This is a genomic window from Desulfarculus baarsii DSM 2075 (assembly GCF_000143965.1).
Classification (GTDB): Bacteria; Desulfobacterota; Desulfarculia; order Desulfarculales; family Desulfarculaceae; genus Desulfarculus; species Desulfarculus baarsii.
Genome location: NC_014365.1, coordinates 2,891,695 through 2,904,925, shown reverse-complemented (window position 1 = coordinate 2,904,925; position 13,231 = coordinate 2,891,695). Strand labels below are relative to the sequence as shown.

At 60.4% G+C, this 13,231-nt stretch carries 16 protein-coding genes and 1 tRNA gene; 10 read left to right on the top strand and 7 right to left on the bottom strand.

The features are described from left to right. Positions 1-198: 198 nt before the first annotated feature. Both DEBA_RS13005 and DEBA_RS13000 read right to left on the bottom strand, forming a co-directional pair. Positions 199-894 carry a lysophospholipid acyltransferase family protein gene (locus DEBA_RS13005; protein ID WP_013259405.1) on the bottom strand — a complete coding sequence of 232 codons (696 nt, stop codon included), beginning with the start codon at positions 892-894 and terminating at the stop codon, positions 199-201. Further along, entirely contained in the window at positions 894-1,535 is a 642-nt protein-coding gene (locus DEBA_RS13000) for a lactate utilization protein (protein ID WP_013259404.1), read from the bottom strand. The genes DEBA_RS13005 and DEBA_RS13000 overlap by 1 nt, the downstream gene beginning before the upstream one ends. 187 nt (positions 1,536-1,722) lie before the next feature. On the opposite strand from DEBA_RS13000, the gene DEBA_RS12995 reads away from it, so the two are divergent. After that, positions 1,723-1,798 (top strand) — tRNA-Asn (locus DEBA_RS12995). A gap of 339 nt (positions 1,799-2,137) precedes the next feature. On the opposite strand, the gene DEBA_RS18970 is transcribed toward DEBA_RS12995, so the two are convergent. Beyond that, positions 2,138-2,260, bottom strand: a complete 123-nt coding sequence (locus tag DEBA_RS18970; protein WP_280985130.1) for a hypothetical protein — start codon at positions 2,258-2,260, stop codon at positions 2,138-2,140. 269 nt (positions 2,261-2,529) lie between these two features. Between DEBA_RS18970 and DEBA_RS12990 the strand changes: the two genes are divergently transcribed. From DEBA_RS12990 to DEBA_RS12970, 5 genes are all read left to right on the top strand, one after another. Continuing rightward, positions 2,530-3,051 carry a DUF2924 domain-containing protein gene (locus DEBA_RS12990; RefSeq protein ID WP_013259403.1) on the top strand — a complete coding sequence of 174 codons (522 nt, stop codon included), beginning with the start codon at positions 2,530-2,532 and terminating at the stop codon, positions 3,049-3,051. Beyond that, a complete protein-coding gene (locus DEBA_RS12985; protein ID WP_013259402.1) occupies positions 3,048-4,607 on the top strand; it encodes a recombinase family protein in 1,560 nt (519 codons plus the stop codon). Before DEBA_RS12990 ends, DEBA_RS12985 begins: the two co-directional genes overlap by 4 nt. A gap of 22 nt (positions 4,608-4,629) precedes the next feature. Beyond that, on the top strand, positions 4,630-5,040 hold the full coding sequence (locus DEBA_RS12980) for a hypothetical protein (protein WP_013259401.1): 411 nt from the start codon (positions 4,630-4,632) through the stop codon (positions 5,038-5,040). Positions 5,041-5,206: 166 nt separating this feature from the next. Then, positions 5,207-6,400, top strand: coding sequence for a hypothetical protein (locus DEBA_RS12975; RefSeq protein ID WP_013259400.1), 1,194 nt, complete (start codon positions 5,207-5,209; stop codon positions 6,398-6,400). Next, complete coding sequence (locus DEBA_RS12970; RefSeq protein ID WP_013259399.1) at positions 6,378-7,409, top strand: hypothetical protein; 1,032 nt, start codon at positions 6,378-6,380, stop codon at positions 7,407-7,409. Before DEBA_RS12975 ends, DEBA_RS12970 begins: the two co-directional genes overlap by 23 nt. Positions 7,410-7,485: 76 nt before the next feature. Here the strand turns inward: DEBA_RS12970 and DEBA_RS12965 are convergent, their stop codons facing one another. Together DEBA_RS12965 and DEBA_RS19085 are read right to left on the bottom strand one after the other, a co-directional pair. Further along, complete coding sequence (locus DEBA_RS12965) at positions 7,486-7,821, bottom strand: addiction module antidote protein (protein WP_013259398.1); 336 nt, start codon at positions 7,819-7,821, stop codon at positions 7,486-7,488. Next, entirely contained in the window at positions 7,805-8,143 is a 339-nt protein-coding gene (locus tag DEBA_RS19085) for a type II toxin-antitoxin system RelE/ParE family toxin (RefSeq protein ID WP_013259397.1), read from the bottom strand. Before DEBA_RS19085 ends, DEBA_RS12965 begins: the two co-directional genes overlap by 17 nt. Before the next feature lie 256 nt (positions 8,144-8,399). Here DEBA_RS19085 and DEBA_RS12955 point away from each other — a divergent pair, with 256 nt between their 5' ends. From DEBA_RS12955 to DEBA_RS17905, 4 genes are all read left to right on the top strand, one after another. After that, positions 8,400-8,711, top strand: coding sequence for a hypothetical protein (locus tag DEBA_RS12955; RefSeq protein ID WP_013259396.1), 312 nt, complete (start codon positions 8,400-8,402; stop codon positions 8,709-8,711). Between the two features lie 159 nt (positions 8,712-8,870). Beyond that, positions 8,871-9,455: a sigma factor gene (locus tag DEBA_RS12950; protein WP_013259395.1), complete on the top strand. Its 585-nt coding sequence runs from the start codon at positions 8,871-8,873 to the stop codon at positions 9,453-9,455. A gap of 100 nt (positions 9,456-9,555) precedes the next feature. Continuing rightward, positions 9,556-9,834: a hypothetical protein gene (locus tag DEBA_RS12945; RefSeq protein WP_013259394.1), complete on the top strand. Its 279-nt coding sequence runs from the start codon at positions 9,556-9,558 to the stop codon at positions 9,832-9,834. Beyond that, complete coding sequence (locus tag DEBA_RS17905; RefSeq protein WP_013259393.1) at positions 9,834-12,083, top strand: phage/plasmid primase, P4 family; 2,250 nt, start codon at positions 9,834-9,836, stop codon at positions 12,081-12,083. Before DEBA_RS12945 ends, DEBA_RS17905 begins: the two co-directional genes overlap by 1 nt. 129 nt (positions 12,084-12,212) lie before the next feature. On the opposite strand, the gene DEBA_RS12935 is transcribed toward DEBA_RS17905, so the two are convergent. Further along, complete coding sequence (locus DEBA_RS12935; protein ID WP_013259392.1) at positions 12,213-12,713, bottom strand: GNAT family N-acetyltransferase; 501 nt, start codon at positions 12,711-12,713, stop codon at positions 12,213-12,215. Then, positions 12,710-12,994 carry a type II toxin-antitoxin system TacA family antitoxin gene (locus DEBA_RS12930; protein ID WP_013259391.1) on the bottom strand — a complete coding sequence of 95 codons (285 nt, stop codon included), beginning with the start codon at positions 12,992-12,994 and terminating at the stop codon, positions 12,710-12,712. The genes DEBA_RS12935 and DEBA_RS12930 overlap by 4 nt, the downstream gene beginning before the upstream one ends. Between the last annotated feature and the right edge of the window lie 237 nt (positions 12,995-13,231).

Below are 13,231 nucleotides of genomic sequence, written 5' to 3'. Positions count from 1 at the left end.
CGCGCTCACACCTGGATAGCGGCTCGCCCATAAATGATGCAAGTGGCGTGCCATGATTTGCTGGCGGCCCACGGTAAGAATAATATATAGTAAATATAAGATATTGGGCCGGACGATCGCCAGCCACCCGACGTCACGCCAATGGCGGCGGCAATTTTATCCGCCCGGCACGGCCGCGCCCTGGGCAGGTTCTGCCCATCAGGCCGGGTCTTGATAGCCGGTCATGGCGTCCAGGCGGTCCTTCAATTCTATCATCTCGGCCTGCAAATCCAGCCGAGCCGCTTCCAGGTCGTCCTTGGAAAGATTGGGCAGATAGCTGCGCGGCGGGCCAAAGTCGATGATCACCTTGGCGAAGGGCTTGGGGATCATGGTTTTGTCCCAAGTGTTGTTCAAACGCCAGGCGCGGTCGGCCGACCACATCAACGGGGCCAGGGGCAGGCCGGTGTGGCTGGACAGACGGATCAGGCCGTCCTTGGCCACGTAACGCGGGCCGCGCGGCCCGTCGGCCACGGTGGCGGCGTAACGCCGGGGGCCGCCCTCCAAAAAACGGGCCATCGCGCGCAGGCCGGCCATGCCGCCGCCGCTGGAGCTGCCCCGCACCGGCACGCCGCCCATCACCCGCAGAAACCGCGCCAACAGCTCGCCATCGTTGCTGCGGCTGATCATCACCGCCGGATGATAGCCGCCGAAATGCGCCAGGAAAAAGATGGCCGCTCGGTGCCAGGTCAGCAATATGCCGCTCTGGCCCGGTGTGTAATAGGTGTCCCAATATTCCTGGTGCAATTGGCGCACCCGGCAGGTGCGGAACATCAGCGCCAGGCCTCGACCAACCACCACCGCCACTAGCCAGGCCAACATCCGGCCAAGACGGCTGTTTTTGTAATCCAGGGCCATCAATAACCCAGATCGGCGCCCACCAGCACCACGTGCATGCGCTGGGGATCGGCCTGCTTGTGGATGATCACCGTGGCGTTGCAGATGCGCTCGGGGCTGCGACAGTCCTCGCAAACGCCCGTCTTGACGCAGGGCGTCTTGCGCCCCAGGCGCTTGGCGTTGATCGGCGCGGCGTAGTTGTTGACCCGCTCGATGGCGCTGGTGACGTCGGCGCAGATCTTATTGCAGCCGGCCACCAATATCACCTTGCGCGGCCCAAATAAAATCCCGGCCACACGGTTGCAATTGCCGTCGACAAAGACCAACTGACCGTCTTCGGTGATGGCGTTGACCCCGGAGACGAACACGTCGGCGTCGAGCCCGGCCCGCAGCCGGGCCATGGTCTCATCCGAGCCAAGGCCTGGCTCGTAACGGTCGATGAAGCGTACGTCGGCTTGCCGGATGGCCTCCAAAAGACCGGTCTCCGTCAAGGTCATCGAGCCGCCCACGGCCACGCTGGCTTGACCCGCGATCAGGCCCAACACATGCCCGGCCACCTGCGAGGCGTCGGCCAAGTAGCTGGAATTGATGCGGTTGGCCTTAAGGGCCTCCATGACCATCTTGGCCTTGGTCTGATAAAACCACTTGATATTGTCGTCCATGGCCAGCCTCCGCCGCGATGGCCCGCGCGGCATGCGCGCGCCTTGGCCAAATCAATACCACGCCCAAGGCCAACCAGCCAACGCCCTTGACCAAATATGGTCCCGCCGCCGTCAAAAATGTCGGCACAAACCGCGCGCAAGCGTATTGACGGCCCGTGGCGGCTGTGGTACAAACTGGCCACCAAATTCCCCGGTAGCTCAGCTGGCAGAGCAGGTGGCTGTTAACCACCCTGTCGATGGTTCGAATCCGTCCCGGGGAGCCAGATATCAAAACCGTACTTCGAGACGGTTTTTATTTAAGGGAAAGCCCTGGGCATGCACTGCCCGGGGCTTTCGTCTTTTCTGCAAGCATCTCCGACATGTTGCGTCAGAAGCCTCTTCTTCAACAGGATTCTCCATCCAAGGCCGATGCGTCCGAGATGCAATCGCAACCTTCGATGATCGATTCCGAAATCCCCGCTTTCTCCCCCCTGATTCTCCAATTCTCCGTTTAGCCCAGCGAGTTGTTTAACAACTTATCCACCATTGGCACCCAGGCCGACGTTTTTCACGCCCAGCCGGTATGTATGGGGTGAAGGCCGGAAACACTCCGGTCGGAACCATCAGACAGCGCCAGCGGCCGGAAGCCGGAGCACGTTGTGGATGTCGTCCATATCACCCTGCTCCAGGGTGATCAGCGATCCCGACGCGCCCCAGGGCCGTTCGCGCACTCGGTCGGCATCCACTATCCCCCCGCCGCAGGCCACGGAGAATTGGATGCCGGACACAACCTCCCGTACCCTTCCCGCCGAGGACGCCGTTTCAGAGATCGCGACGTTGCTTGCCAGAGGCTATCAACGACTTCTGCGTGAAGAAGCTTCTCAACTCATTAAAACAAATAACGAATCTTCCGCAGATGGACTTGCTATTCAGCCGGAACAGAGCGTTCATGCTCCTGGCGGACAGAGGCACGCCCCGCCTTCCCCGCAGGAGAATCCAGGCAAGGAGAGGACGCATGAACCCTGAGACGTACAAGGAGGTCCAAAGCCTCGAGCGAATGACCGTGGGCGAGCTGAAGGAGAAGTACCTCGATGTCTTCGGCGAGGAGACCCGCTCCAATAACAAGCCCTTCCTGAAAAAGCGCATTGCCTGGCGCATTCAGGCTCTGGCCGAGGGTGACCTTTCAGAGCGGGCTCGCAAGCGGGCCAAGGAGCTGGCCCGGGACGCCGACCTCAGAATGCGCGCCCCGCGCGATCCGGTGAAGCCCGGCTCGGCCGAGGCCCGAGCGCGATCGGTCAAAAGCCGCTTGTCTTCAGCCCATGATCCCAGAGTGCCCCTGCCCGGCGTGCTGCTTCACCGGGAATACAAAGGGCGGGACATCGTGGTCCGGGTGCTGGACGAGGGCTTCGAGTTCGAGGACCGGCGGTACACGTCCCTCACAGCCATCGCCTGCGAGGTGACCGGCGGCAAATGGAACGGCTTCGTCTTTTTCGGTCTGAACAAGGCCTCCACGCAGAAAAACAAGGGGCGCAAATGACCACTTCCGCCAAAACAGATTCAGGTGCAATCCGCTGCGCCATTTATACCCGCAAGTCCACCGACGAGGGGCTGGAGCAGGAGTTCAACACCCTGGACGCCCAGCGGGAGTCGGCCGAGGCCTATATCGCCAGTCAGCGCCACGAGGGCTGGACATGCCTGCCGGATCGATATGACGACGGCGGCTTCTCCGGCGGCAACCTGGAGCGCCCCGCACTCAAGCGACTCATGGCGGATATCGAGGCCGGCGGCATTGATTGCGTCGTGGTCTACAAGGTGGACCGCCTCAGCCGCTCCCTGCTCGACTTCTCGCGCCTCATGGAAATCTTCGATCGTCACGGCGTGAGCTTCGTCTCGGTCACCCAGCAGTTCAACACCACTCATTCCATGGGCCGGCTGACCCTGAACATCCTGCTCTCCTTCGCCCAGTTCGAACGCGAGATCATCGCCGAGCGGACCAAAGACAAGATGTGGGCCGCGCGCAGAAAAGGCAAATGGGTCGGCGGCATGCCTGTCCTGGGTTACGACGTGGCCGAGGGCGGCGGCCGGCTGGAGGTCAACGAGGACGAAGCCGCACGAGTCAGGGCGATCTTCCAGCTCTACCTGGAACTGGAGTCGCTACTCCCCTCGGCACAGGAGCTTGAGCGCCGAGGCTGGAACAACAAACGTTGGGTGACCCGCAAGGGCAAGGAGCGTGGCGGGAAGCCGTTCAACAAGAGCACGCTCTTCCGACTGCTAACCAATCCCATCTACACGGGCAAGGTGGTGTTCCAGGGGACCACCTACGAAGGCGAGCACGAAGCCATCGTGGACATGGAGACTTGGAAGAGGGTCCAGGCAATTCTGCGGCGCAATCGCCTCAACGGCGGCACCCTCGTCCGCAACAAGTACGGCGCGCTGCTCAAGGGGCTGATCTTCTGCACACCCTGCGGCACAGGGATGACGCACTCCTGCGCCAAGAGAAAAAATGGCAAGAGTTACCGATATTACGTTTGCCAGACTGCCCAACAGAGAGGGTGGGCGAAATGCCCCACGAAATCCGTCAACGCCTACGACATTGAAAGCGCGGTGGTGCAGCACATCAAGGGGTTGGGCACCAACCCGGCGGTCCTGTCGACCACACTCACCAGGGCCACGGAGCAAGCCGAAGCCCGCCTGCATGAGCTGGAGATGGAACGGAAAGCAGCGGAGCGGGAACTTAGGCGGCTCCATGCCCAGGTCCGAAAACTCCTGGGCGGTACGTTGCCGGCCGGGGCCTCGGAAATAGCGACCGACCGCCTGGCGGATTTGCAGGAGCGGATTCGCACCACCGAGCAGCGCATGACGGCCATCCAGGAAGAGATCATCGTGCTGGGCAAGACGACCGTCAAAGAGAAAGACCTGACGCAGGCATTGGCGGACTTTGACGAGGTGTGGAACTCGCTGTCCTCCAAGGAGCAGGCGAAGATCATCCATCTTCTCGTCGAACGAGTGGGGTTCGACGGCCGGGACCAGTCGGTGACGGTGACCTTCAGGAGCGAGGGGCTCAAGCAACTGTGCCAGAGAACGGCCGCTTGAACGAAGAGGAGGATTATCTCGAATGGATGAATCGAAACTTGAGGTGCGCTTCACACTGGCCCCCAGGCGGGCTACGCACGGCTCGCGCCAGGGAGCGGGCCAACAGCAGGATCAACAAACCTCACCGGGGCGGGTTCCACGGGTCTCTCGACTGCTGGCCCTAGCCATGCGCTTCCAGGACATGGTCGACCGGGGCGAGGTGCGCGATTTCGCCGACCTGGCCCGACTCGGGTACGTGACCCGCGCCCGGATCACCCAGATCATGGACCTCACCCTTCTGGCTCCCGATATTCAGGAGGAGATACTCTTTTTGCCGCCCACGGTTGCTGGCGCTGATAGGGTCAAGGAGAGAGACTTGCGGCCCATCGCGGCGGTGGCTCTGTGGCCCCGGCAGAGGAAGATGTGGGCGACGATCAGTGACGTGGCGCGTTGAAACAACCCAAAACCAGAATACAATCCAAATAGCCTTGTATTCATGGTCTGTTTGGGTGTATTGAAAAACTGATGAGTGGTATATTTATGTTCTCGAGGCAAAACCAGTCGTTAATCATCAGTAATATCGCTCGGCCACATCGAGATCAGACCTGGGGGGAAGATCGATGGCGACGCTCAACTTCAAGCGGTTTTCGCATGTTGATGATCTGAAAGTTGTTCACCTCCACTCCCTTATCAGATTCCTGGAGCCACATGCGGCATATTTTGCTGCAAAAGGATTTATCCTGCCCTCGGAAGGCTCACCGGACGACTTCGATTACGAGGCGTTGACGAGCCTGTTCATTTCCACGGATGACATGCCCCAGGACCTCGTCGAAGCGCTGTATCAAGTCAATGAGATGGCGACACCCGAGGGGATGCAGGATATTCTGGAACGTTGCGAAGAGGCAGGCGTAGAGCTTGCTCTTGGCGAAGAGCCCGCTCCCACGGATGTTGCCGTGCAGACCTGGCTTCAGGCCCCGGAGATATTCGAAAGAGCTCACAACGAGTATCAGCTGGATAGGCCCCGCAGTTTCGAGAGTTTCTTCAATCCTGCTGGGAAACATGTCTCCCCTCTCAAGATGCCGACCCTTGCCATATTGCGGGCCATGGAGGCCGATCTCACCGAGTGGTTCGACAGGAAGAAGTGCGGCAAAACCGTTAAGGTGATGCCATTCGAACGTGATGACGGCCTCTGGTTTCTCGTTCGGCGTGGCGAGCCCATCAAACGCCAAGGGGCCGTGCTCGACGGCAAATCCGGCAGCGTTGTCTACCGCCCAGAAAAACATGATGTTCTGGTCTATACACCGGCATTGGCTGAATTGCGCATCAGCCCCGTGACTAAAAAGGAGCGCGAACTCTATCTGCGGGTATTCGGCAAACATCTGTTCGAGGGCGACGATTTCTTTTCCGAGCGCGGCAAGTACACCCTGGAGCCGCTTCGCCGGGACGGTAAGGAATCTCTTGTTTGTTCCGATATAACAGGTCTCGACGAAATAGTTTTACGGGAAATACGCATAGCTTGGGGCGGGAGGCATAAGGAGTTCGAGACCAGGCGCGCTGACGACATTTTTGCCGCTTATGAAGAAAAAGGCAGAGAATTGCCAAGGCATGCTCCGCTTGTCCTGGCCAAGTTCAAAGTCAACTTCCCCGACACAAAAAAGACTCGGGCATTGGTCATCTATCCTCCCAACAAGATCAACATCAAACGCCATGACGACAGCGCCGTGCTCGACGCCTGGATGGCCAAGCGTGGCTTCATCCTGAACCAGGCATCTGAGGAGGAAATCGAAGACGATGTCAGCATGGCGGGTTCTTGAGGATATTTCCGGCCTCGCCTTGGCCGCGATGGACTGGCGACGAAGTTACGGCCTGAATCTGGCCGCTCTCGGCCGCTACCTCCGCCCCACCAACGATTTAGCCAAGTCCCTTGACTGCCCCGCCACAACCGGCGGTCTGCACACGGTCGTGCACCACTGGCCTGGGGACATCGTCGGGGTTTGCGATCATTGCCCCACAGAAAAGCTTTCCGAAGCCGACATCGTTATCCAACGCCTCGATGTACAATCTCTGTGCAAAGACATCGCGACGACGCTAGGTCTTTCGCCCGGCTTTGAATCCCAGGCTCTCGGCCACTACTTCATCGGCGAACTCGTCCCTAATCCTGGTACACGGCATGGTGTTTACCTCTGCTGCCGGGGCGATCCGGAGCAACTCGAAAGCGCCGCACTCCATCTGACAAGCACCGGCAAGCGTGGTTTCATTCTCTTAACCCCGACCGGTCGTTATTGGACAGCGAGGCTACGGAGCTCCATCGAGACGGCCACATCGTACCTCATGTCCCTTGAAGAGGTGGTCGACCTTGCAGACAAAGGATTCTCGGCATCAGCAGGCTGGCGCTCCTTCCTCGACATCCGTGTTCCCAGGACCACCACCAAAGCGCCTCCCACGACATTCCCTACGCCGCATGGGGCCAGGTGGAACGAGTTGACCATTCGGTTCCTCACCGGTGACACGGCATCTGTCACCATCAGAGATGCCAGACTCCGGGTGAGTTATACGGACATGGGCATGGCCAGGAGCGACAACGCCAACCGCAGTGTCCAGTGGGAGATGCTGGAGAAGTTCGCAAAGGGCAACGGATACTATGAGCCGCAATACCAAGCTTACAAAGAACGGGAAAAGCAGCAGGTTTCACGGCTTGGGCGGGCTCTGAAAGCCTATTTCAAAATCGACGGTGAGCCCATTGTCCGGGACGGCCGGGGCTGGAGGACAGTCTTTGTCATTAGGCCCGAAGATTGGACGGAATCTAGCAAGGAACGCTGGTAACAGCAACAGTTGGCGGTAGTGTCCTCCTGGAAAACCACTGCGATAACTGATCAAGCACTTTCTGGAAGGATATTAATCACGCGCACGCGGCGCGATGTTCTGATGCATCCGGAGCCACGGCGAGCCGCAGACCAACAGCCTTCAACACGGCCGTCAAAGTCTTCAGCGTCGGGTTACCCTTCGGAGACAAGGCCCGGTACAGACTCTCTCTCTTGATTCCGGCTTCGCGGGCCACCTCGGCCATGCCGAAGGCCTCGGAGACATGTCTGAGGGCGATGAGAAGCACCGCCGGTTCGCCGGTGTCTTCCATGGCGGCCTGGAGATATTCCGCAGCAAAGGCGGGGTCGGCGCGGAGTTCGCGCACCAGCGCCTCGTCATGGCTGACGCTTGCGCGGTCAATGTTGCTCTTCATGTCGCGTCCTCCTTTTGAAGTCCTGCAAATAAGCCACCGCCCTTTCTATGTCGTTGTCCTGGGTCCGCTTATCGCCTCCGCAGAGAAGCAGTACTATCGTCTTGCCCACCCTTCCAAAATACACCCGGTAACCAGGGCCATAATCCACGCGCAGTTCCGACACCCCGTCCCGAATAGCCTTGCAGTCCCCAACGTTACCTATGGCTAGGCGATCTATCCTGGCGGCTATTCGCGCCTTCGCTCTGATGTCCCTAAGTCCGGTCAGCCATTCCGTTATGACTTCGTGGCCGTCCTCGGTGCGGTAGCGGCGGACTGTGTTCATGAGTAACTGTAACTTTTAAATCACAGAGTGTCAAGGCTGTTCACTGTGACATGTCACTGGCATGGATAGAGCCAGATGAAAATATATTTTAGTATAACATGGTGTAATTAAATACTATTTGTCTGCACGCACAAATTTTTGTCCGACTTTCGTGACATGTCGCGGGAAGGGGATAAGGCTCGGCCATTGATCCCCTGAACGCCTGAAGGCATCGCCGGGCCCCGTCTTCAGGCGCAACTCCGAAAGGAGACGCGACATGAACGCATCCTCCCTCTCCCCGGCCCGGCGACAGCTTCTACTTCGCCTCCAGGCCATCAATTTCGGTCGTATCGAGAATCTCCGGCTCCAGGACGGCGAGCCGGTGCTCGAAACGGCCACCACCGTCCGCGAGATCAAGTTCGGCGGGGACAATGCTCCGCGCTCCGAAGCCGATCTCACGGACTTCCAGCTCAAGGCCCAGATCATCGAGCTTTTTTCCCATTTTGACCGCATCCGCGACGGTGTGGTGCGTCTGCTCGAGGTCAAGCACGGCCTGCCCTTCAAAATGAATGTGGAAGACGCCGCCTAGCTGAGGCGGTCCAACAACACACCAGACAATCGACTGGCCGCGAAGCGGAGGTCGTTGTGGGTGTCGCCGATCCGGCGATCTCGCAACACCTCCGCTATTTCATGCGGACCGGTCCGGCCGACATCCACAGCGCTCCTCCTCGGCCACGAGGAGAGCACAATGTCCCAGAACCGTTACCACGGCATAGACGAATACACCGTCCGTTTGATCACCTTCAAGGCCAAGCAATTGACCGCCCACCCCGGCTTCTCCGATGCGGACCGCGAGGACCTCGAGCAGGAACTGCTCCTCGACCTGCTGCGCCGTCAGCCCAAATACGATCCCGCCCGGGCTCAAAACAACACCTTCGTCGCAAGGGTCGTGGAGCACCGCGCGGCCACCCTCATCGAAGAGCGCAAAGCGGGCCTGCGCGATTACCGGCTCCAAGCGTTCTCCCTGGATGAATCCTTTGAGGATGAAGACGGCGTACGACGCGAACGGGCGGAAACCTTCGACCAAGACGACTACCTGGTGCGCACGGGACGACAAAGCCGTTCATCCGATGAACTCCGGGACCTGGGCATCGACGTGCGTTCGGTCGTGGACCAGTTGTCTCCCAAGCTGCGTGACCTGTGCAAAAGGCTGATGCGCGACTCCATCACCGACGTCTCGTGCGAGACCGGCATCCCGCGTTCGACCCTGTACGGCGTCATCGGCAAGATCCGCGTCGCATTCATTGACGCGGGGCTGGAAGACTACCTCTAGCGCCGACGTTTCCGGCGTCATGCCGGTAGGTATCCCACAGGGCCGGATGCCACTCCGGTGTCCGGCCCTCACCTTATGAACTCCAGCCCAAGGGAATGTCATGCTCAAATTCCGTTTCTTCGAGCACGTGGACATGGCCGGCACCGAAGACACATTGCTTCTGGCCGTGCTTGCCGCGGAAAGCATCCATGGCAGGGCGGGGATTTGTCTCGATGCCTGCTTCCAGCTAAAGGGACGGGTCTGCGCCATCGAGGACGACAAGGCTGTGGGGCGGACCATCGCCCAGGTCTTCACCGGATTCCTGGCCAGGGAATTTGGTGAAGATGCGTTCAGCGTCGTTCGCCTCGCAGCCGGGAATAGAATCTCCGAGGCGGCCTGATGAGCGGCGGACATGGAACCGACCTTGACTTCAAGCGCATCAACGAGGTGGCCCTGGCCAACCCGGGCTTTCTGCAAGGCCGGTTGCCGCAGGCCAAACGCCAAGGCAGGGAACTGGTAGCCGGCGACATCCACGGCAACCCAGGGAAGTCGTTCAGCTGCAACACCGAGACCGGCGTCTGGTCGGACTTTGCAACAGGCGAGAGCGGAGGTGATGTTATCTCCTTGGTCGCGGCCCAGGAAGAACTGGGCCAAGCCAAAGCAGCCAGGATGATCGCCGAAGAACTCGGGCTTGCACCTGTCACGCCAAAGCCCAAACGCACGGATCTGCGGGAGACGCCTGTCCGGCCAGAAAACCTCGTCGCCACCTTTCGCTACGAGGATGAGGCAGGCCGGCTCCTTTTCGCCGTGGACCGCTACGAGACACCAGGCTGCCGCAAGGCCATCCGCCAGTGGCATCTGGACGCGACCGGTAAACGCATCAACTCCGTCAAGGGCGTGCGGTTGGCGCCGTTTCGCCTTCCTGAAATGCTGCGGGCCGAGACCGTCTTCATCGTCGAGGGCGAGCAGAAGGTCCTGGAGCTCGCCGGCTGGGGGCTGGCCGCCGCCTGCAACCCCATGGGCGCGGGCAAGTGGCGCGAGGAGTACAATCCGTACTTCCAGGGCAAGCAGGTGGTCATCCTGCCGGACAACGACACGCCAGGGCGCAATCACGCCCGCAGTGTGGCCAAGGCACTGTTGTTTGTGGCCACCTCGGTCAAGATCGTGGAACTGCCCGGCCTGCCGCCCAAGGGCGACATCGTGGACTGGAAAAAGGCAGGCCACGGCCGTGATGAATTGCTCGGTCTGGTCGAAGCAGTAGAGGCGCTCGATCCGGCACATCCGGATGACTCGAACGACGCCTGCCCCGCCACCCCCTATCCTGCCACCGAAGACGCCATCGCGCTCCTCTTCGCCAGGGAGCACAAGGACGATCTGCGCTACTGCCACGAGACCGGAGCGTGGTTCGTCTGGACCGGCAGCCACTGGCGGGTGGAAAAGACCAGACTGGCCTTTGCCTGGGCGAGAAAGCTCTGCCGGAAGGCCGCCGCCGGCATGGACAGCAAGAAGGTCGCGGCCACGCTGTCCAAGGCCGCCACGGCCGGTGCGGTGGAGCGGTTCGCCCAGACCGACCGAGCCTTCGCCGTGACCAGCGAGATATGGGACGCCGATCTCCATCTACTAGGCACTCCGGACGGCGTTGTGGACCTGCGCACAGGGACCTTGCGCCCGGCTCGCCGCGAAGACTACCTCACCAAGCTTGCCGCCGTGGCTCCGGCGCGTTCTTCCGACGCCCCGCTCTGGCGGCGGTTTCTGGACGAGGCGACCCAGGGCGACGCCATGTTGCAGCGTTTCATGCAGCAGGTGGCCGGCTACGCCCTGACCGGCGACATCTCCGAACACGCTCTGTTCTTCATCTACGGTCCCGGCGGCAACGGCAAATCCGTGTTCCTCAACACCCTGACCAACATCCTGGGCGACTACGCCGCCACGGCGGCCATGGACACCTTCACGGCCAGCCAGGGCGACCGCCACCCCACCGACCTGGCCATGCTGCGCGGAGCCAGGCTGGTCAGCGTCTCCGAGACCGAAGAAGGCCGCCCCTGGGCCGAGAGCCGCATCAAGCAGCTCACCGGCGGCGATAAGATCAGCGCCCGTTTCATGCGCCAGGACTTCTTCACCTACACGCCCCAGTTCAAGCTCCTGATCGTCGGCAACCACAAGCCCGTGCTGCGCAACGTGGACGAGGCCGCCCGCAGACGCTTCAACATCATCCCCTTTGTCCACAAGCCCGCGAGCCCGGACAAGCGCCTGGAAGACAAACTGCGGGCCGAGTACCCGGCCATCCTGCGCTGGATGATCGAAGGCTGCCTGGACTGGCGGGAAAACGGGCTCCTGCGGCCGGAAAGCGTGAAGGAGGCCACGGCCGCCTACTTCGACGAGCAGGACCTCTTCGGGCAGTGGATCGAGGAATGCTGCGAGGTCGGAAAGGCATCATGGGAGACCACGGCCCGCCTGTTCGAGTCGTGGAAGAACTACGCGGATCGCAACGGAGAGCACGCCGGCAGTACCAAGGCATTCAGTGCGAATCTGGCCAAGCGTGAGTTCATCGCCGACAGGAGGACGGTGTTCGGCTCGACCCAGCGGATATTCCGGGGCATCGCCGTCAAGGTCGAACACGATGGACGGTTGGACGGATTGGACAGATGAAACCGTTAATCGGCCACGCGCGCGTGCGCGCGCGTGCGCGCGCATGCGCGTAGGGCTTCAACCGGAAGATGCGTCCAATCTGTCCAATGCGTCCAGGCATCTACGGGGACAAATGGCGAAAACCGCTCGTTACTCTCTGAAAGCCAAGGCTTTTTGCGCGTCGGCAAGTGTCAGGAAGTACGCAAGAGGCCGGAGAGGAGAGGGACGGAACCCTGCATGTTCGTAGAATCTTGCGGCTTGTTCATGCAGCGCGTGGACGAGCAGGGCTCGGATACCGGCAATCTCCGCCGCCTGAAGCGTTCGAAGTATGGCATCCCGCAAGAGATCGAGGCCAAGCCCCTGACCTTGCCACCCCTGATCCACTGCCAATCTCCCCAGCACCATTACAGGGATGGGGTCTGGCATGTTGCGACGCACCTTGCCCGGGGCCTCGGTTGCGGTCACCGCCCCGGCGGCCAAGGCGTAATAGCCGATCACCCTGCTTTCGTCGGTGATGACGTAGGTCCGCGATGCACCACTGGCCTGGTTGGTCAGCGCTCTGCGCTTGAGCCAGTCATCCAGGACCGGCTCGCCGGACAGGAACAGAGCGACATCGTGCTCCACTGCCAAAAGGGACGGCGCACAGATCACTTATCCCACCCTGGCTTACGGGCCATGAGGGCTCCCAAGCGTTCATTCTCTTCGGGCGGGCTGTCCAGAAGCTTTTGGAACGCCTCGAACTGTTCGGCTGAGGCGGGAAACAACACCTGATCGAGGATGGCGTCCTGCGCGGCCTTGGTCGCCGCTTCCAGGATGAAGTCCGTCCTGGTCTTGCTGCTAAGCGAGGCGGCTTGGTCGATCAGGTTGCGCTGCTCGGGAGCCACACGAATATTGATATTCGTGCTGCGACTCGGGGAAGTGGTCTGTGGCATGGTCAAATCTCCATGTCCAAACCATAAGGCTTCCGGGCAACACTGTCAACACATTGTGCGCACGCATATGCTGAAATGAGCATCGCGCTGATAGGGTTATCGACACTTATGAAAAAGTGTAGGTGTTTTTATCAAAACACGTCGTTCCAGCTTCTAGATGACCAGTGACGGATGCCCCGCCATGACATCCCCCTTGCTTGTGAAGCGATTGTTTGGCATAATCGCTTCATGTTGCGA